The following is a 25,484-nucleotide window of genomic DNA, read 5'->3' on the forward strand; positions in this document are numbered from 1 at the left end:
AATCTGGTTTGCCGCGCGTAGTTTGGTCAGCAGCAACGCGTGCAATGCGTCCCACACGCCAGCCTCTTGCCAGTCCCGCAGCCGACGCCAGCAACTCACGCCCGAGCCACATCCCATTTCCGCAGGAAGATCGCGCCAGCGAATGCCGGTCTTCAGCACGAACAGAATGCCCGTCAGCGCTGCACGATTCGGCACGGGCTTGCGACCCGGGTACTTGAACCGACGGGGCTTGGCAGGTGGCAGAAGTGGCTCGATTAGTTTCCACAACTCGTCGTCAATGATCGGCTTGCCCATCTCCCTGATCCGGTTATCACGACGGCTCAGATTAACAGGTCGAGAGAAAAGTTAACAGTAGCTACGCACCTTTTTGAAACCGTCTCTTAAAGCATGGACAAAGGCATACTCAAGAACGTTTCGATCAACTTCATCGGGCTGATCCTGCCGACCTTCGTGTCGCTGGTGACGGTGCCCGCGTACATCCACGCGCTCGGCGTCGAACGCTACGGCGTCGTGAGCCTCGTGTGGACGCTGATCGGCTATTTCGGGATTCTCGATCTCGGGATGAGCATGGCCGCGCAGAACCACATCTCGAAGGCGCTCGCGAGCGGCAACGCCGATGAGAGCGCGCGCGTGTTCTGGAGCGCGTTCTGGCTGAATCTCGGCACCGGCATCGTCGGCGGGTTGCTGATCTATTTCGGCGCGTTCGTCTACACCGCGTATTTCACGAAGGTGTCGGCCGCGATGCAGCACGAGGTGTATCTCGCGCTGCCGTGGCTCGCGCTCGCGATTCCGCTCGCGAACGTGTCGTGGGTGTTCGCCGGCGCGATCAACGGCGCCGAACGGTTCGGCGTGTTCAACACGAACCAGACGATCGGCACGTTCCTGTTCCAGCTGCTGCCGCTCGGCGCCGCGTGGTGGATCGCGCCGAACCTGCAGACGGTGCTCGCCGCGGCCGTCGTCGCGCGGCTGATCGCGGCCGTGATGCTCGGTCAGGCCAGCATCAAGGTGCTCGGGATCCGCCGCATCGATCCGCCGCAGTGGGGCACCGCGAAGGGGCTGTTCAACTTCGGCGGCTGGATGCTGATCGCGAGCACGACGAGCATGATCGCCGACACGCTCGATCGCGTGATGCTCGGCGCCGGCATGGGCGCGAAGTTCGTCACCTACTACACGGTGCCGCAGAACCTCGTCACGCGCCTGAACATGCTGCCGAACGCGCTGGTGCGCACGTTGTTCCCGCGCCTGTCGGCGGTCGGCCGCGATCACGCGGATACGCTTGCGCGCCAGTCGCTCGAATTCCTGAACGGCGTGTTTACGCCGGTCGGCATCGTCGCGATCTTCGCGCTCGCACCGTTCCTCACGCTGTGGGTCGGCGCCGATCTCGCCGCGCATTCGGCGCCGGTCGGCCGCGTGCTGGTGATCAGCGTGTGGCTCGTCGGCCAGGCGAGCGTCACGCGCATCCTGATCCAGTCGCAGGTCAACCCGGCCCGCGCGGCATTCGCCGGGCTCGTCGAGATGCCGTTCTTCGTCGGCGGCCTGTGGTTCGGCATTCATCACTTCGGGCTGATCGGCGCGGCGGTGGTCGTCGCGGCGCGCGCGCTCGTTGACTACGGCGTGCTGCTGTACCTGTCGGCGATCCGGATGCGCGCGATCGTGCTCGACATGCTCGCGCACCTCGCGTTCCTGCTGGCGAGCCTGTTCCTGGCGCAGGCATGGCCGGGGCTGGTGCAGTCGATCGGCATGTGCGCGGTCGTGCTGGTGCTGAACGTCGCGTGGTCGCTCACGATGACGCCGGGATTGCGCGCACTCGTGCGCGATCTGTTTGTCCGTCTCAATGCGAGGAGAACCGCATGAATCGCGATCTGGCGGAACACGCCGTCCTGAATCTCGCCACGGCCGACGCCGCCGTGGTCCACGCCGGCGACGCCGCCGCGCTGCACCCGGCCGAGCGCGCCGGCGCGCGGCAACCGGCGCGTGCGCTGCGCGTGGCGATCGTCCACGACTGGCTCGTCACCTATGCGGGCGCCGAGCGCGTGCTCGAACAGATCGTCGCGTGCTTTCCCGACGCGGACCTGTTCAGCCTCGTCGATTTCCTCGACGATCGCGCGTTCGTACGCGGCAAGCCGGTGACGACGTCGTTCATCCAGAAGCTGCCGTTCGCCCGCACCAAGTACCGCAGCTACCTGCCGCTGATGCCGCTCGCGATCGAGCAGCTCGACGTGTCCGAGTACGACCTCGTGATCTCGAGCAGCCACGCGGTCGCGAAGGGCGTGCTCACCGGGCCGGACCAGGTGCACATCAGCTATGTGCATTCGCCGATCCGTTATGCGTGGGACCTGCAGCACCAGTATCTGGAACAGTCGAATCTCACGCATGGGCCGAAATCGCTGCTCGCGCGGATGATTCTTCATTACATCCGCAACTGGGACACGCGCACCGCGAACGCGGTGGACGGCTTCGTCGCGAACTCCGCGTTCATCGCGCGGCGCATCAAGAAGGTCTACCACCGCGACGCGGCGGTGATCTTTCCGCCGGTCGACGTCGACGCGTTCTCGCTGAACGCGGTGAAGGAGGACTTCTACCTGACCGCGTCGCGGATGGTGCCGTACAAGAAGATCGACCTGATCGTCGAGGCGTTTTCGCGCACGCCCGAGCGCAAGCTCGTCGTGATCGGCGACGGCCCCGAGATGCAGAAGATTCGCGCGAAGGCCGGCCCGAACGTCGAGATCATGGGCTACCAGCCGTTCGCGGTGCTGCACGACCGGATGCGGCGCGCGAAGGCGTTCGTGTTCGCGGCCGAGGAGGATTTCGGGATCTCGGTCGTCGAGGCGCAGGCGTGCGGCACGCCGGTCATCGCGTACGGCAAGGGCGGTGCGCTCGAAACCGTGCTCGACCCGCAGTCGAACCTGAACCCGACCGGCCTTTTCTTCGATGAACAGACGCCGCACGCGATCGTCGCGGCCGTCGACGATTTCGAGCGCGCGCCGCAGCGCTTCACGCCCAATGCGTGCCGCGCGAACGCGGAGCGGTTTTCCGCCGACACGTTCCGGCGGCGCTTCCTCGATTACGTGGAGCACGCGCTGCCCGGCTCGACCGCGCAGCGCGGCGCGGCCGCCCCGCTGCCGGCCGCGCGCGGCCCGGCGACGCTCGTGCTCGACCAGAGCGGCGTGCTCGGCGGCGCCGAGCTGTCGCTGCTCGAGATCATGAAGCACATGCGCGCGAACGCCGACGTGCTGCTGTTCGACGACGGCCCGTTCCGCGCGGCCCTCGACGAGATCGGCGCGCGCGTCGACGTGGTCGACCAGGGCGCGCTCGCCGGTGTGCGCAAGCAGGGCGGCGTGTCGTTCGGCGCGGTGAAGCAGCTCGTGCGGCTGGTGCGTGACGTCGCCCGGCGCGCGCGCCGCGCCGAGGTGATCTACGCGAACACGCAACGGGCGATGGTGGTTGCCGCGCTCGCCGGGCGGCTCGCGCGCAAGCCGGTGGTCTGGCATTTGCGCGACATCGTCAGCACCGACCATTTCGGCGGCAAGCAGTTGCAGGCGATCAAGTACTGCGCGCGGCTCGGCGTCACGCGCGTGATCGCGAACTCCGACGCATCCGCGCAGGCGTTCCGCGCGCTGACGGGCTTCACGCCGCAGCACGTCGACGTCGTGTTCAACGGCATTTCGGCCGAACCGTTCGATGCGCTGGAAGGCGTGAGCCAGGCCGCGTTGCGCGCGCGCCTCGGGTTGCCCACCGACGCATGGCTGGTCGGCTCGTTCAGCCGTCTGGCGCGCTGGAAGGGGCAGCACGTGCTGCTGGAGGCGGCCGCGCGGCATCCGGACATGCATGTGGTGCTGGTCGGCGCGCCGCTGTTCGGCGAGGACGACTATGCGGCGCAACTGCACGAATACGTCGCGCAGCATGCGATGGACGAGCGCGTGCATTTCCTGGGGTTCCAGCGCGACGTGGCCGCCTGCATGGCGGCGGTCGACGTCGTCGCGCACACGTCGATCACGCCGGAGCCGTTCGGGCGCGTGATCGTCGAGGGGATGCTCGCGCGCCGGCCGGTCGTCGCGGCGCGTGCGGGCGGTGTCGTCGAGATCATCGAGGACGGCGACAACGGGCTGCTCTGCGAGCCGGGCAACGCGGCCGCGCTGGCCGATGCGCTGGCGACGCTCAAGCGCGACCGCGCACTGCGCGAGCGGCTCGTCGCGAGCGGCCGGGCGACCGCGGTGCGCCGGTTCGGGACCGAAACCTACGTGGAGCGGGTCGAGAAGATCCTCGCGGATACGGCGAAGGCCGCCAAGGCCGCGAACGCGAAGAAGTAGCAGTCGGCGGAAAGCGGCGGAGAACGGGCCCCCATGCGGCGTTGCGCTGCGTGGGGGCTTTGTTTTTCAGCGGGCGAGGCGTCTGATTTTGACGGAGGCTGGTTTGCGCCCGAACCCGCGTCGCGCGTGAGCGTGGCCGATCGTCATCTGGAACAGGATCGGGCCGCCGCGAACGTGAAGCGTGCCCTCGCCGCCGTCGCACGCGTGCTTCTGCAATCGCGCAGAAGGCGCCCGTGCGGGCCGTAGCGCGGTCGGAGGGCGACAGGCTGCCCATTTCCTTGTCGACCCGGCCAGCAACCGCGTGCCGGCCACGAAAAAGTCCCCGCGCAGCGGCGCGCTGCGCGGGGGCTCCGGAACCGGACGGCCGGTCGAGCCGTCCGGCCCGCGTGTCAGGCAGCCTGTTCGGGCGTCGACGTGACGACGCGGGTCGTGCGGGTCGGCTTGAAGCTGGCCGACCACATCATCGCCGGCCGTTCGAACATTCGATAGAACAGGTACGCGACCGGAACCGCGACGGCCATGAACGCGAACGACGGCCAGATCGACAGTTGCAGTTCGGAGTGGAACAGCACCGAGCCGAGGCAGACGAACAGCGGCAGGTGGATCAGGTACAGCGAGTAGCTGAAGTCGCCGAACCAACTCAGCACGCGCAGCGGCGGCGTCGCGCGCGGCGGCCGGGCGAGCGCGCGGTACAGCAAGCATGCGAAGCCGGCCGACCACAGCTGGAACGCGCCGTACTGGCCGAAATGGAATGCGCCGCAGCCGGCGGCGAGCAGCACGGCGGCCGCGACGTACCACGCGCGCGACGGAACGACGGCCGTGCCGCGCGACTGCTGCGCGCGCACGTCGGCGATCCATGCGCCGATCGTCCAGGACAGCCAGTACGACGTGAAGAATTGCAGGTCGTGCCGTTCGAGCAGCCACGCCGACGCGACGTTGACGAGCGCGACCGCGGCCACGACGGCCGGCATGCCGATGCGCCGGCGCAGCGCGAACAGCAGCGGGTAGATCGCGTAGAACTGCACTTCGAGCGACAGCGTCCACAACGCGCCGTTCGACCCGTACGTGTAGCCGGCGACGCCCTGCAACGAGAACAGGTTCACGAGGAACGCGACGAGGCCGACGTCGCGGATCTTGTGGCTGACGGGCTCGATCTGCAGGCTGACTGCGTCGAGCGCGAGCGTGAACAGCAGTGCCGCGAGCAGCACCGGGTAGATGCGCGCGAAGCGGCGCAGCCAGAAGTTCGGCGCGTCGAGCCGGTACGCGGGATTGGCCGCGAGCTTGAGCGCCGCGTTGCGGTGGATGCAGTAGCCGCTGATCACGAAGAAGATCGGGACGCCGGCCGAGCCCCACGCGAACGGGAAGGTCAGGTAGCCGGCGATCGCGCCCGGGCTGAGGGCATGACCGTAAGCGTGATGGAAGCTCTGCATGCCGACCCAGACGACCTGGCGGCAGTGGAAATAGGCGACGAGCAGCGCCGCGAAGCCGCGCATCGCGTCGATCACGTGTTCCTTGTGGTCGGCGACGGGCGGCGCGGCCAGAGACGATCCGCTGAAAGCTTGCATGCGATTCGATTCCTTGCGACGGATGGACGGGAAGTTTCATCCAATCGTAATGCGCAAGAATTCGGTCAATGAATAAAAAAATCTTGCCCGGAAATATCGCTATTCCACATCATGGGTTTATCGCGGCCTGAAAGCGGTCCCTCGAAGGGCGCGAATTATTTGCCGATTTTTTTCTGATAGTTTGAAGCTCCAGTTGATTGATGCAAGGAGCGGCAAGATGGACATGCATTGGATCGCGAGTGCTGCAGTACTGCTGGTCATGGCCGTGCTGTCGGCGTACCGCGAGGCGCTGAAGAACGAACCGATCCGCCCGGGCCTCGAGCGGGGCGGCGTGCCCTATATCGAGGAATTCGAATCGTAAGAATTTGTATCCGGAAAATCGGTAATTTGTTTCTGTCCCGGGAATCGGTTCGGCAATATCGACCGGATTGAAACGATTATATTTTTTCCGGGAATAATTGGGCAATCAGTTCATATCGAAAATGAGCGGAGCGGAATTGGCAGTACCGTCGATTCTCGATATGCCGATCGGAACACAATCGCGCCGGGTCGCGGGTCGACGCGGCGCAGTCAACGCTATCAGGATGCGAACATGTTGAAAGTCACCAAGGCCGTGTTCCCCGTTGCCGGTCTCGGCACGCGGTTCCTCCCGGCAACGAAGGCGAGCCCGAAGGAAATGTTGCCCGTCGTCGACAAGCCGCTGATCCAGTACGCGGTCGAGGAAGCGATCAACGCCGGTATCACCGAGATGATCTTCGTCACCGGGCGCAGCAAGCGCGCGATCGAGGATCATTTCGACAAGTCGTACGAGATCGAGGCCGAGCTCGAGGCGCGCGGCAAGGAAAAGCTGCTCGAGCTCGTGCGCGGCATCAAGCCCAGCCACGTCAACTGCTTCTACGTGCGCCAGCCGGAAGCGCTCGGTCTCGGCCACGCGGTACTGTGCGCGGAGAAGCTCGTGCACGGCGAGCCGTTCGCGGTGGTCCTCGCCGACGACCTGCTGCACGGCGAACAGCCGGTGCTCAAGCAGCTCGTCGACGTGTTCGACCACTATCACAGCTCGGTGATCGGGGTCGAGACGATCCCGCGCGAGGACAGCCGCTCGTACGGCGTCGTCGAAGGCCGGGAATGGGAAGAGGACATCATCAAGCTGTCGGGCATCATCGAGAAGCCGGCGCCCGAGGATGCGCCGTCGAATCTCGGCGTGGTCGGCCGCTACGTGTTCATGCCGACGATCTTCGATCATCTGCGCAAGCTCAAGCCGGGCGCGGGCGGCGAACTGCAGCTCACCGACGCCGTCCAGTCGCTGCTCGCGAACGAACAGGTGCTCGCGTATCGCTACTACGGCACGCGCTTCGACTGCGGCAGCAAGATCGGCTATCTGAAGGCGACCGTCGAGCTCGCGCTCCAGCATCCGGAAGTGAGCCGCGAATTCGAGGCGTATCTGCGTACCTGCTTGCCCGCGCTGGCTGCCGTCGCTTAAGCGGCCGCGCGCTTCGTCGTTTCAGGTGGTGGTTGTTCCGTTGGCCCCGGCCGCTCGCGCGCCGGGGCTTTTTTGTTTTTTGGCGGGCGCACGAGCATGGTGCGCGACGTGTGGATGCCGCACCTCCGGCGGGCGGACGGCGGTGGCTCGCGACGGGCGAACCAGGCCGATGAGGCGGAGCGTCGCGCGTGAAACCGGTGCCGACGCATTCGTCGCGTGACCGGATCGGTGGAGGGGGGGCGCGGGTAGCACGGGTGCCGCGGCATGCGCGCGAGTGTCGAGCGATGACGCGGCATCGGCTGCCATATCGCTGGCCGCCGGGCGTCACCGGTATCGGTGCGTTCCGGCCTGGTTGCCGCCGCGCGCCGCTCAGCGCGGCGACGTGCTCGGCTGTGCGGCGAAGTGCCGGGCCAGCATCGCGGCGATCGGCTTCTTGAAGTCGAGCAGCCGTTTTTCGAGATAACGCCAGGACAGGTGCGCGAGCAGCACGGCGAGCGCGAATTGCAGCATTTCCGGCAGCGCGTCGCGAACGATTTCCGGCATCGGCACGTGCGCGAAGGACGCGGGCAGCGCGCCGAAGCGGGCCGGAATCAGGTTGTGGAACAGGTAGAAGCCGTAGCTGATCGTGCCGAGATACGCGAGCGGCGCCCAGTCGAGCACCGCGACGGCGGGATGCTCGGGCGCGCTGACGATCCACAGCATCAGCGCGCCGAGCGACACCGACAGGCCGAGATCCGCGAGCCCCGCGACTGCATCGGGCAACGCGGTGCAGGCCGGCAGCACGAGGAAGAAGGCGACGCCGGCCGCGCCGAGCCAGCCGGGCGGCACGCGACGCGCGGCGGCGGCGCCGCGATCGGCGAGCACCATCGCACCGACGCCGCCGAGCGCGATCAACGCGAAATTCCACGGGGAAAACGCGTAGATCAGCACCGGCGACGCGTCGGACAGGTAGAGCGCGAGATGCGCGAGCGCGCACAGCGCGACGGCCGCGATGCCGAGCGCGACGTGTCGCGCGGCGGGCAGCGCGAGCAGCGCGAGCGGGGCGATCAGATAGAACTGCTGTTCAACGGCGAGGCTCCAGAAGTGCGACGTGGAGCCCGGCCAGCCGTCCTTGACGACGCCGATCCAGTAATTCGACAGGAACACCGCGTGCCATGCGAGCCCGAGGTTGACGCCGCGCTGGTAGAACAGCGCGTGCGCGATCGCGAGCGCGGCGAGCAGCAGGTAGTAGACGGGGAAGATCCGCAGCGCGCGCTTCGCGAGGAACAGCGCGAGCGCGTGGCGACGCGTCATGGCGCCGCGCTCGACCGCCTGGCGGTTGCGATGCAGCTCGCCGACGATCAGGAATCCGCTGATGAGGAAAAACGTCCACACGCCAAGCTTGCCGACGTCGACGGCAAGGACGTGGCCCTTGTGGGACAGGAAAACGAGGATGACGGCGAGGGCTCGCAGGCCGTCGAGTCCTTTGACGTATCTGACTTCGCGCATGGAGGCATCCGGGCATTGAGCAAGCCCAGTATAGGTGCGCAAATATCGAACGTAATTCGCGTTCGGGCTCGTTTGGGCCCATACGTGAAGGTGTTTTTAGACCCTCGAGCGTCGACGAAGTCTGTCGCGCGCAACAAAACCTGCGGGAAACCCCGCGAAAACGCATAAAAGTACTGCACGAAGCGTCGAGGCGCTTGTAGAATCCGGCGTTGAAGCGCGCGCGTTGCACGCTTCGTGTATCCAACGACCACACCTGGTAGGAGAAACATGGCGACTTCCGCAAAAAAGGTGGCCAAGAAGGCTGCCGCACCGGCGACCAAGAAAGTGGCTGCCAAAAAGGCTGCGCCCGCGAAGAAAGTAGTGGCCAAGAAGGCTGTCGCAAAGGCAGCACCGGCTGCTCCGACGCCGCTGAAGGACAAGTTCACGAAGGCATCGCTCGCAACGCACATCGCTGAGCGCGCGGCTGTCGAAGTGAAGGCGGTCAAGGCAGTGCTCGTCGCACTCGAGAACGTCGTGCTGGCCTCGGTTCACAAGAAGGGCGCAGGCGAGTTCACGCTGCCGGGTCTGCTGAAGATCACGGCGCAAGTCGTGCCGGCGAAGAAGAAGCGCTTCGGCAAGGATCCGTTCACGGGCGAAGAGCGCTGGTTCCCGGCGAAGCCGGCCAGCGTGCGCGTGAAGGCACGTGCGCTGAAGAAGCTGAAGGACGCGGCAGCGTAATGCCGCGCAACGACTGCCGAATGCATGTCGGCAGCCGCTGCGATGTCCCGAGATCCCCGTACGCGAAAGCGTGCGGGGATTTTTATTGCGCCGCGCATGACGCGCGGTGGCGAACAGGCGGCATGGCGATCACCGGTTGCCCGGCGCGTGACGCGCGGCGGATCGTATGTCGCGCATCGGCGTCCCTGTCGCCGAGCGGCGAGCTTCGTTCGCGCGACGCGTGTCGGTATCGGTGCGCCAGGGCGAAACGCTCGGCGTCGTCGGCGAATCGGGATCGGGAAAGTCGCCGCGCGCGATAGTGCTTCCCGGGTGTCGTTTCTTCGCGTTCCGTTGCGAGCGTCTCGCCGGGTTTGCCGTCTTGACCAACTTCATCCCGCATGAGATCGCCGCACAGCTCGCCGCCGCACGCGCCGTAATCGAACGGCATTTCGGCGCGCGACGTGCTCGCGCTCGCACGCATCTGGTACAGCGCCGCGACCGGCAGGATCGCGCCGAAGGACGTCGCCGCGACGTGTGTGCTGGCGCGCTTGCCGGACGCGCACCGGCCGGTCGTAGCGGCTGCGCGTGCTGCCTATCTCGATGACGAAGCGGGCACGACGACCGTGTCGGACGAGCCGCTGGCCGAATTCATCGGCTACGCGCGGCGCGCGATCGAGTCGATGCTGTCGGCGTAGCAGCGGCCGCCGACGAAGCACGTGAGCGGCGCACGGCCCGCCTGCCACGGATAGCGAACGCGGTGGTGCCGGCTGCATGCGCGAACCGTCGAGCCGGATATAGGCAGACGATCCGGCGCGGCATCACGCATGCGCAGCCTGACGCCTGTCGTCAGCCTGCGGTGCCCGCAAAGGCGGCCTTCAGCGCGGCGTCGTCGAACTTCGTCATCTGCATCATCGCGGCGGCCACGCGTCCCGCCTTGACCGCGTCGCGGTCGGCCATCATCGGGATGAGCGCTTCCGGAACGATCTGCCATGACACGCCGTAGCGATCCCTCAGCCAGCCACAGCCGTCGGCCGTGCCGCCGTTGTCGAGCAGGGCGCTCCAGTAGCGGTCGAGTTCCGCCTGGTCCGCGCAGCTGACGAGCAGCGAGATCGAGTGATTGAACGCCTCCGTGCGCGGGTGGCTCATCGCAAGGAATGGCTGCCCGAACAACTCGAATTCGACCATTCGCGTGCCGTCGGTGCCGGGCACCGCCGTGACGCGCACGATGCGCGAATCCGGAAAGATGCCGGCATAGAAGGCCGCGGCTTCTTCGGCTTCCGTCGAATACCAGAGGAAAGGCGTGATCTTCTGAATCGTCATGACGAGTCTCCTGTCTGTATGGGTGCGGGGCAAACCTGTGCCGCCATCGATACGACGGACGACGCCCGCCGGAATCGACACGCGGCGTAAACAAATCCCGCGTCGGTCGGACCTGGGCAGGGCCGGCTGTGCGGATGGTAGTCGCTCAACGGAGAAGCGGCGACCTCTCCGGACCCCGGAAACGGTGTTGCGGATGCATTGCAGCCGCCAGGCGCCGCTGCCGGCCCGCGGACCTGTGTCGGGTCCCGGCTGCGGCGCGGAGGCCCTGCCGGCGATGTCGGCCTCGCCTGCCGGAGACGGACGAAAAAAAGCCAGCCGCGGCCGAAACCGGGCTGGCTTTCCAGGTCGGCGGCAAGGCGTCGAAGACGCCGTGCACACCGGATACTTCGTTTTTAGAACTTGTGACGCAGGCCGAGTGCGACGATTTCCTGCGAGCTCTTGCCGGCGATGCCGTACGAGCCGATCGCCGCTTGCGCATCGCTGCCGTCGGCGTTGTGGCCGCTTGCGTGCTGGTATGCGCCAACCAGGTACACGTCGGTGCGCTTCGACAGCGAGTAGTCCGCGCCGAGCGAAACCTGATGGTACTTGGCGTTGTTGTCGCCGCTACCCTTCGTGTAGATGTAGCCGAGGCCCAGCAGCAGCGGTGCCGATGCTTGGTACGTGACGAAGCCGCGACCCGTGTTGTACTTCTGGTTCGTGCCGAACGTCGACGCGCCGTCAGCCTTGTACTGGGCGTTGCTGTAGCCGGCACCGACCGTCACCGGGCCGAATGCGTACTGGGCTGCCACTTGCGCGATGCCGATCGACGTCGACGACGTGAACGCGTTGTTGATGAAGGTCGTGCCCGAGTCGCCGTCGAAGATTGCGTCGGACGTACCGGTCCAGCCGCCGCGCTTGCCGTCCGTGAGCGCCGAAGCGTTGTTCGCGTGGAAGTAACCGGCAGCCACACCGAGCGGGCCGTTGTTGTAGGCTGCAGCTGCCGCCCACGTCTGACCCTTGCCGGTCGAGCCGGCGACGCCGCCGAGTGCGTACATGCCTTCGAACTGGAGGCCGGCGAACACCGGCGACGTGTACTTGATCGCGTTGCTGACGCGCAGGCTGTTGTCGTTGTTGTCGACGTCGCCCGGCGTGGCGAACACGCTGCCGAAGTAGTTGTCAGCCGTGACTGCCTGAACCAGGTCGACCAGCGGGTCGTACTGGCGACCCAGCGTCAGCGTACCGTACTGGTCGCTTTGCAGGCCGACGAATGCCTGGCGGCCGAACATGCGCTGGCCTTGGCCCAGTGCGCCCGTTGCCGAGTTGAAGCCGTTTTCCAACTGGAAGATCGCCTTAAGGCCGCCACCGAGGTCTTCCGAACCCTTCAGGCCGAAGCGGCTGCCTTGCAGGTTGCCGCTACCCATCGACCACGAATTGTTACCTTGACCGGCGTTGCCGTGAACATACGTGATCGACGTATCGATCACGCCGTACAGCGTCACGCTCGACTGAGCTTGAGCAGCACCAGCGGCGCCCAGCAGGGCGAGCGAGAGGGTCGAGAGAGCAAGTTTCTTCATCGTTGAGTTTCTCCACGCAAGTGATTCATCGTTATTTGTTGCGGATTGGAGAATAGCTCAGTGCCATACACGCAAGAAAGCTTAAAAAATAAAGTGTCTCGAAAAGGTAACAACGGGAAAAAGTCCATATAGATCAAGCACATCAGCAACTGTTCCTGTTTATGAAACAGTTGACAATTGCTGCGCCGCGATTGTTTCAATAGTTGATGCGCATGGCAGTAGATTCCTTGTTTCAGCCCGTTGCGACACGGAAACGAGGGCGTGCAAACGTTTGCGGTTGCAGGTGGGAGCACGACGCCGTGGCAAGCGCGCGCCGACACGGCGCGAACGCGAGGCGGACACGACAGTTGCAAATGAGCGGGCGGTTATGCAGGCCGCGCGAGAGCGATGCGCGGCCGTTTTCAGGCGGTGGGTCAATCAGTCGTCGCGCGCGCGATGATCGGCCGGGCCGGATTGAGCGGCTTGAGCGGACGCCTCCGGCGCCGAACCCGCGGCCGGCCGATGGGCGTCGCCGCGGGCCGCCGCGAATTCCGCGCCGAGCAGCAGCACGATCGCGGAGAAGTACAGCCACATCAGCAGGACCGCGAACGATCCGGCCGCGCCGAACGCGCTCGCGGTGCCCGCATGCGCGAGATACAGCGCGAACAGCTTCTTGCCGCCGGAGAACAGGATCGCGGACACGATGCCGCCGACTGCGGCGTCGCGCCACGCGACGCGCGCATCGGGCAGGAATTTCATCAGCGCCGCGAACGCGGCCGCGAGCACCGCGATGCCGACGAAGAACTGCACGATGTTCGTGACGACCACATATGGCGAATCGCCCAGCAGCCAGGTCCCGACGAACGTGATCGCGGTGTCGAGCACGAGCGACACGATCAGCAGGAACGCCACGCCGAACACGAGCCCGAACGAGATCAGCCGCACGCGTACGAGGCCGAGCATGCTCGACCAGCGGCTTTCGGTGGCCGGCCAGATCACGCTGAGCGCCGCGCTGAGCGACGCGAAGGTGGCCGACGCGCCGATCGCGAGCGCGGCGAACGAGATCAGCGTGGCGAGGCCGCCGCGCTCTCCCGCGCGGTGCGCGTTCTGCACGATCGTCTGGATGGAGGCCGCCGCGTCGTCGCCGATCAGTTGGTGCGCCTGTTCGAACACCTGGCCGCGCGCGGCGTCGTCGCCGTAGAACCAGCCGGCCACCGCGATCACCATCACGAGGGTCGGCGCGAGCGAGAACGCGGAGAAAAACGCGATGCCCGCGGCCATCGCGGAGCAGCGGTCGGACGAGAAGCGCTTGAACGCGGTGAGGGCCCAGTTGGCCTGCTGCTGGGCGAGACGGGTGGCTTCGGAAGTGATCTGTCGTTTCATGACGGGTCGGTTACGCGCGGAACGCGGATCATCGCAGGTGGATCGCAAGTTAATCGGACAAATCGGTATTGATCCGAGGATTCGATCATAGTTGCCTGAACTGTCTATAATTCCTTTCAGTTGCACCCCACCCCACAATAACGCCGAGACCGCCATGCTACAAATGTCCCGGCGCCAGTTCCTGAAGGTGACGGCCACGTCGCTTGCCGGATCGAGTCTTGCCCTGATGGGCTTTTCTCCGTCCGAAGCGCTGGCCGAAGTCCGACAGTACAAACTGGCGCGCACCGTCGAAACGCGCAACACCTGTCCTTATTGTTCAGTAGGTTGCGGCATCCTGATGTATAGCCTCGGAGACGGCGCGAAGAACGCGCAGCCGAGCATCATCCATATCGAAGGCGATCCCGACCATCCGGTCAATCGCGGCACGCTGTGCCCGAAGGGCGCGAGCCTGATCGACTTCATCCACAGCCCGAACCGCCTGACGCACCCCGAGTATCGTGCACCCGGCTCGGACAAGTGGGAACCCATCTCGTGGAACGACGCGCTCGACCGCATCGCGAAGCTGATGAAGGCCGACCGCGACGCGAACTTCGTCGAGACGGCCGAAGACGGCGCGAAGGTCAACCGCTGGCTCACGACCGGCATGCTGGCCGCGTCGGCGGGCAGCAACGAGGTCGGCTACCTGACGCACAAGACCATCCGCAGTCTCGGGATGCTCGCATTCGACAATCAGGCGCGTGTCTGACATGGCCCGACGGTGGCAGGTCTTGCCCCGACGTTTGGCCGTGGAGCGATGACGAACCATTGGGTCGACATCAAGAACGCGGACGTGATTCTCGTGATGGGCGGCAATGCAGCCGAGGCCCATCCGTGCGGTTTCAAGTGGGTAACGGAGGCGAAGGCGCACCGCAAGGCGCGGCTGATCGTCGTCGACCCGCGCTTCACGCGTACGGCCTCGGTGGCCGATTACTACGCGCCGATCCGCACCGGCACCGACATCGTCTTCCTGGGCGGCGTCATCAATTATCTGCTGACGAACGACAAGATCCAGCATGAGTACGTGAAGAACTACACGGACTTCTCGTTCATCGTGCGCGAGGATTTCGCGTTCAACGACGGCATCTATTCCGGCTACGACGCCGAGAAGCACGCGTACCCGGACAAGTCGAGCTGGGACTACGAGCGCGGCGACGACGGTTTCGTGAAGGTCGACCCGACGCTGCAGCATCCGCGCTGCGTCTACAACCTGCTGAAGCAGCACTACGCGCGCTATACGGCGGACAAGGTCCAGCAGGTCTGCGGCACGCCGAAGGACAAGTTCCTGAAGGTGTGCGAGATGCTCGCGACCACGGCCGTTCCCGGCCGCGCCGGCACGGTGCTGTACGCGCTCGGCTGGACGCACCACTCGATCGGCGCGCAGATCATCCGCACCGGCGCGATGGTGCAACTGCTGCTCGGCAACATCGGCATCGCCGGCGGCGGGATGAACGCGCTGCGCGGCCACTCGAACATCCAGGGGCTGACCGACCTCGGGCTGATGTCGAACCTGCTGCCGGGCTACATGACGCTGCCGATGCAGGCCGAGCAGGACTTCGACGCGTACATCAAGAAGCGCGCGCAGGAACCGCTGCGGCCGAACCAGCTCAGCTACTGGAAGAACTACAAGGCGTTCCACGTCAGCTTCATGAAGTCGTGGTGGGGCGACGCGGCCACCGCCGAGAACAACTGGGCGTACGACTACCTGCCGAAGCTGGACAAGCAGTACGACCTGCTGCAGGCGATCGAGCTGATGAATGCCGGCAAGATGAACGGCTACATCTGCCAGGGCTTCAATCCGCTCGCGGCCGCGCCGTCGAAGGTGAAGACGGCGGCGGGCCTCGCGAAGCTGAAGTGGCTCGTGATCATGGATCCGCTCGCGACCGAGACCTCCGAGTTCTGGAAGCATCACGGCGACTACAACGACGTCGATGCGTCGAAGATCCAGACCGAGGTGTTCCGTCTGCCGACCACCTGCTTCGCGGAGGAAAACGGCTCGCTCGTGAGTTCGAGCCGCGTGCTGCAGTGGCACTGGAAGGGCGCGGAGCCGCCGGGCGAAGCGCGGAGCGACCTCGAGATCATGTCGGGGCTGTTCCTGCGCATGCGCAAGCTGTACCAGAAGGACGGCGGCAAGTACCCGGACCCGATCGTGAACCTGACCTGGCCGTACGCGAACCCGGAAAGCCCGACGCCCGAAGAACTGGCGATGGAGTTCAACGGGAAAGCGCTCGCCGATCTGCCCGATCCGAAGGACCCGGCGAAGACGCTCGTGAAGAAGGGCGAGCAGCTTGCCGCGTTCGCGCAACTGAAGGACGACGGCACGACCGCGAGCGGCTGCTGGATCTTCTGCGGCGCGTGGACGCAGGCCGGCAACCAGATGGGGCGGCGCGACAACTCGGATCCGACCGGCATCGGCCAGACGCTGAACTGGGCGTGGGCGTGGCCCGCGAACCGGCGGATCCTGTACAACCGCGCGTCGTGCGACGTTGCCGGCAAGCCGTTCGACCCGACCCGCAAGCTGATCGGCTGGAACGGCAGCGCGTGGAAGGGCGCCGACGTGCCGGACTTCAAGGCCGACGAACCGCCCGAGAACGGGATGAATCCGTTCATCATGAACCCGGAAGGCGTCGCGCGCTTCTTCGCGCGTGCGGCGATGAACGAAGGTCCGTTCCCCGAGCACTACGAGCCGTTCGAGACGCCGCTCGCCGCGAACCCGCTGCACCCGGACAACCCGCTGGCGCTGAACAACCCGGCCGCCCGCGTGTTCGCGGACGACCGCGCGTCGTTCGGCAAGGTGGCGGATTTCCCGCACGTGGCGACCACGTACCGGCTGACCGAGCACTTCCACTACTGGACCAAGCATGCGCGGCTGAACTCGATCATCCAGCCCGAGCAATTCGTCGAAATCGGCGAAGACCTCGCGAAGGAAGTCGGCGTCGCGCATGGCGAGCGCGTGAAGGTGTCGTCCAAGCGCGGCTACATCGTCGCGGTCGCTCTCGTCACGAAGCGGATCAAGCCGCTGACGATCGACGGCAAGAAGGTCCAGACGGTCGGCGTCCCGTTGCACTGGGGCTTCAAGGGTCTGACGAAGCCCGGCTATCTCGCCAATACCCTGACTCCGTCCGTGGGCGACGGCAACTCCTATACACCGGAATTCAAGTCGTTCCTGGTGAAGGTCGAAAAGGCGTAAGGGGAAAGAGATGGCATTGCAATCGCTGGATATCAAGCGGGTCTCGGCCACCACGACGCCACCGCCCACGGTGCGCGAACCGGTGACCGGGAGCGTCGCGAAGCTGATCGACGTATCGAAGTGCATCGGCTGCAAGGCATGCCAGACGGCGTGCATGGAGTGGAACGACCTGCGCGACGAAGTCGGCACCAACGTCGGCGTGTACGACAACCCGGCCGACCTGACCGAGCATTCGTGGACGGTCATGCGGTTCTCCGAATACGAGAACCCGGCGGGCGACCTCGAGTGGCTGATCCGCAAGGACGGCTGCATGCACTGCGAGGATCCGGGCTGCCTGAAGGCGTGTCCGTCGCCGGGCGCGATCGTGCAGTACAACAACGGGATCGTCGACTTCCACGAGGAGAACTGCATCGGTTGCGGCTACTGCGTGACCGGTTGCCCGTTCAACGTGCCGCGGATCTCGAAGAAGGATCATCGCGCGTACAAGTGCACGCTCTGTTCCGACCGCGTCGCGGTCGGCCAGGAACCGGCCTGCGTGAAGACCTGCCCGACGGGCGCGATCGTGTTCGGCACCAAGGAGGACATGAAGCAGCACGCGGCCGAGCGGATCGAGGACCTGAAGGAGCGCGGCTTCGAGCATGCGGGGCTGTACGACCCGCAGGGCGTCGGCGGCACGCACGTGATGTACGTGCTGCACCACGCGGACAAACCGTCGCTGTATCACGGCCTGCCCGACAACCCGTCGATCAGCCCGATGGTGAAGCTGTGGAAGGGCATCGCCAAACCGCTGGCGGTCGCCGGCCTCGCGCTGACCGCGCTGGCCGGGTTCTTCCACTACACGCGGGTCGGTCCGAACGAGGTCACCGAAGACGAGGAAGCCGCTGCCCGCGACGAGGCGCGACGCATCAAGGAGGACGCGAAATGAACCACGACGACCCTAACCTGATCGTCCGCTACACGCCGAACGAGCGCACGAACCACTGGATCACCGCGATCACGTTCGTGCTGCTCGCGTTGTCCGGGCTCGCGCTGTTCCATCCGTCGATGTTCTGGCTCACCGCGTTGTTCGGCGGCGGCCAGTGGACGCGGATTCTGCACCCGTTCGTCGGCCTGGTGATGTTCGTGTCGTTCGCGATTCTCGTGGTGCGCTTCTGGCACCACAATGCGCTCGACGCGGACGACCGGCAGTGGCTCAAGCAGATCGGCGACGTGCTGACCAACCAGGAAGACAAGCTGCCGCCGGTCGGGCGCTATAACGCCGGGCAGAAGCTGCTATTCTTCACGCTGGTGGCGTGCCTGCTGCTGCTCCTGCTGTCGGGAATCGTGATCTGGCGGCGCTACTTCTCGTTCTACTTCCCGATCGGGGTGATCCGCGCGGCCGCTGTCGTGCATGCCGTGGCGGCCTTCGTGCTGATCGCGAGCATCATCGTGCACATTTACGCGGCGTTGTGGGTGAAGGGTTCGATCGGCGCGATGGTGCGCGGCACCGTCACGCTGGGCTGGGCCCGCAAGCATCACCCGAAGTGGTTCCGTGAAAGCGTGAAGTAACGCAGCGGCGCGGGGCGGTACGCCGATTGCGGCGTATCGTTCCGCCAACCGCAGGAATCGCCCGAAAGCGCCGATTCGTCGGCGCTTGTTTTTTTGGAAGATATTTTCGTGACACAACGCATTCTGGAGCCGACCGAGATCTCGGCACTCGATCATTCGGCCATTCCGCGCTTTCGTCTGCCGGAGCGCGCGACCGCGTTCGCGGCGCGCGCCGCGCGGCTGCGCAAGCTGGCCGACCTGAACCCGATCAGCGGCTACCTGCGGCTGATGGCCACCGTCGCCGAGGCGCAGCACGCGACGCTGCAGACGCTGGAGTTGCCGCTGCCGTCGAAGGAAGCGATCGCACGCGCGCAGGAACATTCGATGCCGCTCGTGCCGGCGCTCGACGGCGAGCGCGATTCGCGCTGGCGCGCCGTGCTGTATGAACTGCTCGACCGCGTCGAAAGCGCCGGGCTCGTCAATCCGCAGTTGGCGAAGCTGCTCGACCGGTTGCGCCTGATGGCGCCGGCCGAGCTCGACGCGCAAGCCGACGCGATCCTCGCGCTGCGCTTCGCCGAGGTCGACCCGGCCACCGCGCCGTTCCTGATGGCCGCGCTGCAGGTCGTGTGGACGGACCTCGCGAGCCGCGTGACGCCGACCGACGTTCCGTATCTCGACCAGCCGGGGCTGTGCCCGGTGTGCGGCACGCATCCGGTCGCGAGCGTCGTGCGGGTCGGCGGCCAGTATCAGGGCTACCGTTTCCTGCAATGCGGGCTGTGCACGACCGAGTGGCACATGGTGCGCACCAAGTGCTCGCACTGCGATTCGACGAAGGGCATCGCGTATCACGGGATCGAAGGCGGCAGCGAAGCCGTCAAGGCCGAATCGTGCGACGAATGCAAGACCTATCGCAAGATCGGCTATCAGGAGAAGGACTACGGGTTCGAGCCGCTGGCGGACGATCTCGCGAGCCTCACGCTCGACCTGCTGATGAACGAGGCCGGCTACCAGCGCAGTTCGCCGAACCCGTTGCTGTGGCCGGACGTGTCGCGGGAAGCGGACTGACGGTACGGGCCTGGGCGGTGCGCGAGCGTCGGCCCGGCCGACTGCGAAGCATGAGACTGGAGCGATAACGACGTGACCGAACCGGGTGTGAATGAACTGAATGCCGTGCTGGCGCGTGTGCCGTCGGTCGAGCGCGTGCTGTCGTCGGCGCCGCTGCAGCCGCTCGTCGCCGACTATGGCCGCACGCGCGTGCTGAATGCCGTGCGGGCCGAACTGGAACGCTGGCGCACGGCCGCGCAGCATGATCCCGCCGCGGCCGAGCCGCTCGACGAGCCGCGCATCGCCGCTGCCGTCTCGCATACGTTGGCCGCGCAGAGCGCGGGCGCGGTGCGCGCCGTGTTCAACCTGACCGGCACCGTGCTGCACACGAACCTCGGGCGCGCGCTGCTGCCCGACGAGGCGGTGCGCGCGGTCGTCGACGTGCTCACGCGGCCCGTCAATCTCGAGTTCGATCTCGCCACCGGCCGCCGCGGCGATCGCGACGACCTGATCGGCGCTCTGCTGTGCGAACTGACGGGCGCGGAAGCGGCGACCGTCGTCAACAACAATGCGGCGGCCGTGCTGCTGACGCTGTCGGCGCTCGCGACGAAACGGGAAGTCGTCGTATCGCGCGGCGAACTGGTCGAGATCGGCGGGGCATTCCGCATTCCCGACATCATGAGCCGCGCCGGCGCGAAGCTGCGCGAGGTCGGCACGACCAACCGCACGCATCTGCGCGACTACGCGGATGCGATCGGCTCGCGCACGGCGCTGCTGATGAAGGTGCACTGCAGCAACTACGCGATCAGCGGCTTCACGAAGGAGGCGACGCTCGCCGAACTCGCGCCGCTCGCGCGCGAGCACGGCGTGCCGGTCGCCGTCGATCTCGGCAGCGGCACGCTGGCCGACCTGTCTCAATGGGGCCTGCCGCACGAGACCACCGTGCAGGAAACCGTCGCCGCCGGCGCAAACGTTGTCACGTTCAGCGGCGACAAGCTGCTCGGCGGCCCGCAGGCCGGCCTGATCGTCGGCGATCGTGCGCTCATCGCGAAGATCAAGAAGCATCCGCTCAAGCGCGCGCTGCGCGTCGGCAAGCTGACGCTCGCGGCGCTCGAACCGGTGCTGCGCCTGTATCAGTCGCCCGAATTCCTGCGCGACCGGCTCACGACGCTGCGCCTGCTGACGCGTCCGCAGCGCGAGATCGCCGAGGCGGCCGAACGCGTGCGCCCGGCGTTGCAGGCTGCGTTCGGCAGCGGTTTCGACGTGAGCGTCGAGCCGATGTTCAGCCAGATCGGCAGCGGCGCGCTGCCGGTCGACCAGTTGCCGAGCGCGGGGCTCGTGGTGCGCTCGGCGGACGGCAAGCGCAACGGCCGCGCGCTCGCGCAGCTCGAGAAGCGGCTGCGCGAATGGCCGCGCCCGGTGATCGGCCGCATCGCCGACAACGCGTTGCGGCTCGACCTGCGCTGCCTCGAAGCGGCCGACGAAGCGGCGTTCGTCGCGCAATGCGTGCCGCTTGCGGGGCCCGCCGCATGATCGTCGGGACCGCGGGGCACATCGACCACGGCAAGACCACGCTCGTGCGTGCGCTGACGGGCGTCGACACCGATCGCCTGAAGGAAGAGAAGGCGCGCGGCATCTCGATCGAGCTCGGCTATGCATATACGCCGCTCGACAACGGCGACGTGCTCGGCCTGATCGACGTGCCGGGCCACGAAAAACTGATTCACACGATGGCGGCCGGCGCGTGCGGGATCGACTTCGCGCTGCTCGTGATTGCCGCCGACGACGGCGTGATGCCGCAGACGCGCGAGCATCTCGCGATCCTGCAACTGCTCGGCGTCACGCATGGCGCCGTCGCGCTGACGAAATGCGATCGCGTCGATGCCGCGCGCGTCGCCGAGGTGCGCGGGGAGATCGCCGCGTGGCTGCACGACTCGACGCTGGCCGGCGTGCCGATTGTCGAAACGCGTGCGACCGTTGCAGACGATCCGGGCGTCGCCGCGTTGAAGCAGCACCTCGCCGACGCGGCGATCGCATGGCGCGCGCGTCGCGACGACGGGCTGTTCCGGCTCGCGGTCGATCGCGTGTTTACGCTTGCCGGGCAGGGCACCGTCGTGACGGGTACCGCGTTCGCGGGCCGCGTCGCGACGGGCGACACGCTCGCGATCGTGCGCACGGGCGGCGCGGCCCGCGTGCGCAGCATTCATGCGCAGAACCGGCCGGTCGAGGCCGGCCGCGCGGGCGAGCGTTGCGCGCTGAACCTGGCCGGCGTCGACAAGGCCGACGTCGAGCGGGGCGACACCGTCGCCGACGCGCGGCTCGTCGCGACGTCGCCGCGCCTGGACGTCGAGCTGACGTTGCTCGCGGACGCGGGGCTGACGCTGACCCACTGGGCGCCGTTGCATGTGCATCTCGGCACGCTGCATCGTGTGGCCCACGTCGCGCTGCTCGACGGCGACACGCTCGCGGCCGGCCAGCGGATGCGCGTGCAACTGGTGTTCGACGAGCCGGTGTTCGCGCTGCCGGGCGACCGCTTCATCGTCCGCAATCCGCAGGCGACGCGCACCGTCGGCGGCGGCCGGGTGCTCGATCCGTTCGGGCCGGCCCGCAAGCGCCGCACGCCCGCGCGTCGCGCGTGGCTCGATGCGCTCGCGGCGTGGCTCGACGAAGGGCGCGTCGATGCGTTGCTCGCGCAGGCGCCGCTCGGCATTGCGCGCGCGACGCTCACGCATCTGACGGGGTTCGCGCCGAATGTGCTGGCGTTGCCCGGCGATGCGCTGGCGATCGGGCAACGCGATGCCGCGTCGAACGAAGGCGCGGTGATTTCGCATGCGCACTGGCGTGCGTTGCAGACGCGGGCGGTCGATACGCTGCATGCGTATCACGAGCGCATGCCCGACGAGCAGGGGCTCGACGCCGCACGCTTGCGGCGGATGGCCGCGCCGCTCGCTGGCGATGCGCTGTGGCGCGCGCTCGTCGACGCGCTGGTGTCCGGCGGCGAAGTCGTGCGCAGCGGGCCGTGGTTGCATCTGCCGTCGCATTCGGTGAGTCTCGATCCGCGCGAGGAAGCGCTGGCGCGGCAACTGTTGCCGCTGATTCACGCGGGGCGCTTCGATCCGCCGTGGGTGCGCGACCTGGCACGCGATACGGGCACGGCCGAGGACGCGGTGCGCGCGCTGCTGCGCAAGCTCGCACGGCGCGGCGACGTGCAGCAGGTCGTGCGCGACCTGTTCTATCATGCGGACGTCGCGCGCGAGCTGGCGGAACTGGTTGCGCATCTCGCGCCGTCGCGCGGCGGGCTCGATGCGGCGACGTTCCGCGACGCGACGGGGCTCGGTCGCAAGCGCGCGATCCAGATTCTCGAGTTCTTCGATCGGGTTGGGTATACTCGCTTCCACCGCGATCTTCACTACCTGCGGCCTGACAGCGGTTGGGCGGGTATTCAGGCGTAGGCGCTCGTCGTTCTTCGGTTTCTTTTTCCCACGGAAGGCATTCGTATCCGGTGGTACGGCTGGACTTCAAATCCAGTTGGGGGTGTCGGACACTCCCGGGTAGGTTCGACTCCTGCTGCCTTCCGCCAGTCATGGCTTCCCGCGCATTCCGGCGACTTCCGTCGCGCCCGGCGCGACGGAGCCGGGCGAGCTAATCACGGCCTGCTTCGCCGTGCAACTCGAATACGCTGTCGATCTCCACTGGAATGCCCATGGGCAGCGTGTGCACGCCGATCGCACTGCGGGCCGGCAACCCGTCCGCGCCGAACAGGTCCAGCAGGACGTCACTCGCACCGTTCGCCACCAGCGGATGCTGGACAAACGAAGCCGATGCGCGGACATAAACGGTCAACCGTACGCAGCGCCTGACGCGATCGAGCCCGCACCGTTCGTCGAGGCAGGCCAGAATCATCAGCATCGTCAGTCGTGCGCAAGCTTGAGCGCGCTCGATGCTGATGTCTTCACCGACGATGCCCGTGACGGGTGTGCCGTTCTCGAAGGGCCCAAGGCCCGAGACGTGCGCATGATTGCCCACGACCGATACGGTCCGATACGAACCGAGCGGCGCGACGGGTTGCGGAAGAACCCATCCGAGTGCTGCGAGACGGGCAGTGGTGGTGTCAGGCATGGAGCCTCCGTGGAAGAAAGGAGCAAAACCGGGGACACGAGCTTGCGGTGCTTTCGGCGCGCAGAAGCTCCCCTATTGTCAGGCCGAAACGAGATGGCAGGGGCAGGCAGGCGGGCGGTGCGGGTGTTATCGCCGGCTGGCATCGCGCAGCAGCCCGAGGCGCACGAGACTTTCGGCTGTCGCGACGATGGCGTCCTCGCGCGGGCGGGGCGACCAGCCGAGCAAGCTGATGGCTTTCTGGCTGGTGGCGTTCAGATTGCGGCCGAGCAACGGCAGCGATCCGCGCAGCGCGGGATCCCTGAGTGCGCCGATGCGTACCAGCCAGTCGGGCAGCACCCGGGTCGATACGTGGCGCGCGGCGTCGCCCATGCGCGCCTTGAGCAGCTGGGCGACTTCGGCGAGCCACATGCTTTCGCCGGCAATGGCAAGGAAGCGTTCGCCGTTCGCGGCGTCGTGGGTCATGGCGCGCACATGCAGGTCGGCGACGTCGCGCACGTCGACGAAACCGGAGTTGATGCGCGGATTGCCTGGCTGGCCGTCCAGCATGCCCCGGATCAGGCGGATGGAGTGCGAATAGTCGTCGCCGAGCACGGGGCCGAGAACCGTCACCGGATTGATCGCGGACAGTTGCATGCCGCGTCCTTCTCGCGCCACGAAATCCCACGCCGCGCGTTCCGACAACGTTTTCGACTTCTGATAAGGCCAGACGTCGGCGGCCGTCAGGTTGCTCCAGTCGGTTTCGTCGAAGGGGCGGCTCATCGGCCCGTGTCCGGCGCAGATCGCACCGAACGCGGAGGTCAGCACGACACGCCTTACACCGGCGTCCCGCGCCGCACGCAGCACGCGCAGCGTGCCTGCCACGGCGGGCTTGACCCAATCGTCTTCGCTCGTCTGCGTGCCGGTGGGCGTGGGCGACGCGCCATGCACGACGTAGGCGCAGCCGGCGGTTGCCTGTTGCCAGCCGTTGTCGGCGAGGAGATCCGCCGCGACGAATGACAAACGGTCTCCGGGTTCCGCGCCGCCTCTTTCGAGCTGCGCGCGCACCTGCGTCTCGCGTGTGAGCGAGCGAACGGTGGTTCGCACCCGATAGCCGTGATTCAGCAGCGCCAGGATGCAGTGTTGTGCAATGAACCCGGTGCCGCCCGTGACGAGAACCGATTGGAGACGGGTATTGCTGTTCATGTCGTTGATTGTCCCGGGACGAAGAACCGGCAGGTTAAGACCCGGCGGGCGGCTTGTTAATGCTCCATCGTGCGATTTACTTGCGCGACAGTACGATGATGAGTGACGATCCGTTCCCCGACATCCTGAGGCTCACGAACGCCGAATCGTTTTGGAAACGAGGACGTCGGATTACCTACGGCAAAACGGTCGTTCGTCCTCGCAAGCGATCTTTGCATTCCGCCCGCCGCCGCGATGGCGTTGCGCTCGGGCGCCGGAAAGTCGGCGGTGAAACCGGGCAACGGCAATGACGAGAAAAACGGTCGCCCGCTACGAGTGAGTGCACTGGAAGCTCGCCGCTGCGTTGACATCGCCGCCGATATACTTGGGCCACAGTGGATAGCGGCACAACGGGCGCGTCCTCCCGAGCGTCGCTGCGTTAAGGTCGCTCATCGTCAGTGTTTCGGGCGCCTTGCCGCTTTCCACCCATTCATCGAGTGCGGAGAGTGAATCGACGGCAGGGTGAAACGGCCCCGTGCCATGGCCGACCCCCGGCATCAGATAAAACCGCACGAAGCCGTCGACCGTTCCTTGTCCGAAACGCTGCACCAGACCGTTGTAATAGTCGGTGCT

The 25,484-nt window shown here is 66.4% G+C and carries 22 protein-coding genes and 1 tRNA gene; 13 read left to right on the forward strand and 10 right to left on the reverse strand.

Annotated elements, in window-relative coordinates; genetic code table 11:
* On the reverse strand, window positions 1-294 hold a 294-nt coding region (locus AC3IFE_RS14785), incomplete at its 3' end, for a transposase (RefSeq protein WP_321822683.1).
* Window positions 295-387: 93 nt separating this feature from the next.
* Here AC3IFE_RS14785 and AC3IFE_RS14790 point away from each other — a divergent pair.
* A complete protein-coding gene (locus tag AC3IFE_RS14790; protein ID WP_050011262.1) occupies window positions 388-1,854 on the forward strand; it encodes a flippase in 1,467 nt (488 codons plus the stop codon).
* The gene (locus AC3IFE_RS14795; RefSeq protein ID WP_489190940.1) at window positions 1,851-4,310 is read left to right on the forward strand and encodes a glycosyltransferase family 4 protein; all 2,460 of its coding nucleotides are present in this window, start codon (window positions 1,851-1,853) and stop codon (window positions 4,308-4,310) included. Before AC3IFE_RS14790 ends, AC3IFE_RS14795 begins: the two co-directional genes overlap by 4 nt.
* A gap of 389 nt (window positions 4,311-4,699) precedes the next feature.
* On the opposite strand, the gene AC3IFE_RS14800 is transcribed toward AC3IFE_RS14795, so the two are convergent.
* Window positions 4,700-5,875 carry an acyltransferase family protein gene (locus tag AC3IFE_RS14800; protein ID WP_489190941.1) on the reverse strand — a complete coding sequence of 392 codons (1,176 nt, stop codon included), beginning with the start codon at window positions 5,873-5,875 and terminating at the stop codon, window positions 4,700-4,702.
* Window positions 5,876-6,092: 217 nt separating this feature from the next.
* Here AC3IFE_RS14800 and AC3IFE_RS14805 point away from each other — a divergent pair, with 217 nt between their 5' ends.
* Together AC3IFE_RS14805 and galU are read left to right on the forward strand one after the other, a co-directional pair.
* Window positions 6,093-6,236: a hypothetical protein gene (locus AC3IFE_RS14805; RefSeq protein ID WP_006479318.1), complete on the forward strand. Its 144-nt coding sequence runs from the start codon at window positions 6,093-6,095 to the stop codon at window positions 6,234-6,236.
* Between the two features lie 231 nt (window positions 6,237-6,467).
* On the forward strand, window positions 6,468-7,355 hold the full coding sequence (gene galU, locus AC3IFE_RS14810) for a UTP--glucose-1-phosphate uridylyltransferase GalU (protein WP_489190942.1): 888 nt from the start codon (window positions 6,468-6,470) through the stop codon (window positions 7,353-7,355).
* A gap of 369 nt (window positions 7,356-7,724) precedes the next feature.
* Here the strand turns inward: galU and AC3IFE_RS14815 are convergent, their stop codons facing one another.
* Complete coding sequence (locus AC3IFE_RS14815) at window positions 7,725-8,843, reverse strand: acyltransferase family protein (protein ID WP_489190943.1); 1,119 nt, start codon at window positions 8,841-8,843, stop codon at window positions 7,725-7,727.
* Window positions 8,844-9,110: 267 nt separating this feature from the next.
* Between AC3IFE_RS14815 and AC3IFE_RS14820 the strand changes: the two genes are divergently transcribed.
* Entirely contained in the window at window positions 9,111-9,560 is a 450-nt protein-coding gene (locus tag AC3IFE_RS14820) for an HU family DNA-binding protein (RefSeq protein ID WP_489190944.1), read from the forward strand.
* 82 nt (window positions 9,561-9,642) lie between these two features.
* Here the strand turns inward: AC3IFE_RS14820 and AC3IFE_RS14825 are convergent, their stop codons facing one another.
* Window positions 9,643-9,987, reverse strand: coding sequence for a hypothetical protein (locus tag AC3IFE_RS14825; protein WP_489190954.1), 345 nt, complete (start codon window positions 9,985-9,987; stop codon window positions 9,643-9,645).
* Between the two features lie 13 nt (window positions 9,988-10,000).
* Between AC3IFE_RS14825 and AC3IFE_RS14830 the strand changes: the two genes are divergently transcribed.
* Window positions 10,001-10,234 carry an aminoglycoside adenylyltransferase domain-containing protein gene (locus AC3IFE_RS14830; RefSeq protein WP_373559869.1) on the forward strand — a complete coding sequence of 78 codons (234 nt, stop codon included), beginning with the start codon at window positions 10,001-10,003 and terminating at the stop codon, window positions 10,232-10,234.
* A gap of 151 nt (window positions 10,235-10,385) precedes the next feature.
* Here AC3IFE_RS14830 and AC3IFE_RS14835 read toward each other — a convergent pair whose 3' ends face one another.
* The 3 genes from AC3IFE_RS14835 to AC3IFE_RS14845 all read right to left on the reverse strand — a co-directional run bounded on the left by AC3IFE_RS14835 (window position 10,386) and on the right by AC3IFE_RS14845 (window position 13,774).
* Window positions 10,386-10,859: a VOC family protein gene (locus AC3IFE_RS14835; RefSeq protein WP_027782646.1), complete on the reverse strand. Its 474-nt coding sequence runs from the start codon at window positions 10,857-10,859 to the stop codon at window positions 10,386-10,388.
* A gap of 392 nt (window positions 10,860-11,251) precedes the next feature.
* The gene (locus AC3IFE_RS14840; RefSeq protein WP_089469397.1) at window positions 11,252-12,412 is read right to left on the reverse strand and encodes a porin; all 1,161 of its coding nucleotides are present in this window, start codon (window positions 12,410-12,412) and stop codon (window positions 11,252-11,254) included.
* Window positions 12,413-12,829: 417 nt separating this feature from the next.
* Complete coding sequence (locus tag AC3IFE_RS14845; RefSeq protein ID WP_489190945.1) at window positions 12,830-13,774, reverse strand: YihY/virulence factor BrkB family protein; 945 nt, start codon at window positions 13,772-13,774, stop codon at window positions 12,830-12,832.
* Window positions 13,775-13,928: 154 nt separating this feature from the next.
* Here AC3IFE_RS14845 and fdnG point away from each other — a divergent pair, with 154 nt between their 5' ends.
* The 7 genes from fdnG (at window position 13,929) to AC3IFE_RS14880 (ending at window position 23,151) form a co-directional block, all read left to right on the forward strand.
* Window positions 13,929-17,000 (forward strand): formate dehydrogenase-N subunit alpha, encoded by a 3,072-nt coding sequence (fdnG, locus tag AC3IFE_RS14850; protein WP_144030137.1) that lies wholly within the window; start codon window positions 13,929-13,931, stop codon window positions 16,998-17,000.
* Window positions 17,001-17,010: 10 nt separating this feature from the next.
* Entirely contained in the window at window positions 17,011-17,925 is a 915-nt protein-coding gene (gene fdxH, locus AC3IFE_RS14855; RefSeq protein WP_489190947.1) for a formate dehydrogenase subunit beta, read from the forward strand.
* Window positions 17,922-18,548, forward strand: a complete 627-nt coding sequence (locus AC3IFE_RS14860) for a formate dehydrogenase subunit gamma (RefSeq protein WP_027805740.1) — start codon at window positions 17,922-17,924, stop codon at window positions 18,546-18,548. The genes fdxH and AC3IFE_RS14860 overlap by 4 nt, the downstream gene beginning before the upstream one ends.
* A gap of 108 nt (window positions 18,549-18,656) precedes the next feature.
* Window positions 18,657-19,592, forward strand: a complete 936-nt coding sequence (gene fdhE / locus AC3IFE_RS14865; protein ID WP_489190948.1) for a formate dehydrogenase accessory protein FdhE — start codon at window positions 18,657-18,659, stop codon at window positions 19,590-19,592.
* Window positions 19,593-19,664: 72 nt separating this feature from the next.
* Window positions 19,665-21,104, forward strand: coding sequence for an L-seryl-tRNA(Sec) selenium transferase (gene selA / locus AC3IFE_RS14870; RefSeq protein WP_489190949.1), 1,440 nt, complete (start codon window positions 19,665-19,667; stop codon window positions 21,102-21,104).
* On the forward strand, window positions 21,101-23,023 hold the full coding sequence (gene selB, locus AC3IFE_RS14875; RefSeq protein ID WP_489190950.1) for a selenocysteine-specific translation elongation factor: 1,923 nt from the start codon (window positions 21,101-21,103) through the stop codon (window positions 23,021-23,023). Before selA ends, selB begins: the two co-directional genes overlap by 4 nt.
* A 32-nt stretch (window positions 23,024-23,055) precedes the next feature.
* Window positions 23,056-23,151, forward strand: a tRNA-Sec gene (locus AC3IFE_RS14880).
* A gap of 62 nt (window positions 23,152-23,213) precedes the next feature.
* Here AC3IFE_RS14880 and AC3IFE_RS14885 read toward each other — a convergent pair.
* The 3 genes from AC3IFE_RS14885 to AC3IFE_RS14895 all read right to left on the reverse strand — a co-directional run.
* On the reverse strand, window positions 23,214-23,690 hold the full coding sequence (locus AC3IFE_RS14885) for a RidA family protein (protein ID WP_089469462.1): 477 nt from the start codon (window positions 23,688-23,690) through the stop codon (window positions 23,214-23,216).
* Window positions 23,691-23,816: 126 nt separating this feature from the next.
* Complete coding sequence (locus AC3IFE_RS14890) at window positions 23,817-24,872, reverse strand: SDR family oxidoreductase (RefSeq protein ID WP_489190952.1); 1,056 nt, start codon at window positions 24,870-24,872, stop codon at window positions 23,817-23,819.
* 309 nt (window positions 24,873-25,181) lie between these two features.
* On the reverse strand, window positions 25,182-25,484 hold a 303-nt coding region (locus AC3IFE_RS14895), incomplete at its 5' end, for a tannase/feruloyl esterase family alpha/beta hydrolase (protein ID WP_489190953.1).

It is taken from the genome of Burkholderia sp. APQ4-4ca (genome assembly GCF_057837105.1).

What these genes read in the sequence shown, in the direction of transcription:
- AC3IFE_RS14790 (WP_050011262.1), top strand. Translation starts at nt 388, where the DNA reads ATGGACAAAGGCATACTCAAGAACGTTTCGATCAACTTCATCGGGCTG.
- AC3IFE_RS14795 (WP_489190940.1), top strand. Translation starts at nt 1,851, where the DNA reads ATGAATCGCGATCTGGCGGAACACGCCGTCCTGAATCTCGCCACGGCC.
- AC3IFE_RS14800 (WP_489190941.1), bottom strand. Translation starts at nt 5,875, where the DNA reads ATGCAAGCTTTCAGCGGATCGTCTCTGGCCGCGCCGCCCGTCGCCGAC.
- AC3IFE_RS14805 (WP_006479318.1), top strand. Translation starts at nt 6,093, where the DNA reads ATGGACATGCATTGGATCGCGAGTGCTGCAGTACTGCTGGTCATGGCC.
- galU (WP_489190942.1), top strand. Translation starts at nt 6,468, where the DNA reads ATGTTGAAAGTCACCAAGGCCGTGTTCCCCGTTGCCGGTCTCGGCACG.
- AC3IFE_RS14815 (WP_489190943.1), bottom strand. Translation starts at nt 8,843, where the DNA reads ATGCGCGAAGTCAGATACGTCAAAGGACTCGACGGCCTGCGAGCCCTC.
- AC3IFE_RS14820 (WP_489190944.1), top strand. Translation starts at nt 9,111, where the DNA reads ATGGCGACTTCCGCAAAAAAGGTGGCCAAGAAGGCTGCCGCACCGGCG.
- AC3IFE_RS14825 (WP_489190954.1), bottom strand. Translation starts at nt 9,987, where the DNA reads ATGCCGTTCGATTACGGCGCGTGCGGCGGCGAGCTGTGCGGCGATCTC.
- AC3IFE_RS14835 (WP_027782646.1), bottom strand. Translation starts at nt 10,859, where the DNA reads ATGACGATTCAGAAGATCACGCCTTTCCTCTGGTATTCGACGGAAGCC.
- AC3IFE_RS14840 (WP_089469397.1), bottom strand. Translation starts at nt 12,412, where the DNA reads ATGAAGAAACTTGCTCTCTCGACCCTCTCGCTCGCCCTGCTGGGCGCC.
- AC3IFE_RS14845 (WP_489190945.1), bottom strand. Translation starts at nt 13,774, where the DNA reads ATGAAACGACAGATCACTTCCGAAGCCACCCGTCTCGCCCAGCAGCAG.
- fdxH (WP_489190947.1), top strand. Translation starts at nt 17,011, where the DNA reads ATGGCATTGCAATCGCTGGATATCAAGCGGGTCTCGGCCACCACGACG.
- AC3IFE_RS14860 (WP_027805740.1), top strand. Translation starts at nt 17,922, where the DNA reads ATGAACCACGACGACCCTAACCTGATCGTCCGCTACACGCCGAACGAG.
- selB (WP_489190950.1), top strand. Translation starts at nt 21,101, where the DNA reads ATGATCGTCGGGACCGCGGGGCACATCGACCACGGCAAGACCACGCTC.
- AC3IFE_RS14885 (WP_089469462.1), bottom strand. Translation starts at nt 23,690, where the DNA reads ATGCCTGACACCACCACTGCCCGTCTCGCAGCACTCGGATGGGTTCTT.
- AC3IFE_RS14890 (WP_489190952.1), bottom strand. Translation starts at nt 24,872, where the DNA reads ATGAACAGCAATACCCGTCTCCAATCGGTTCTCGTCACGGGCGGCACC.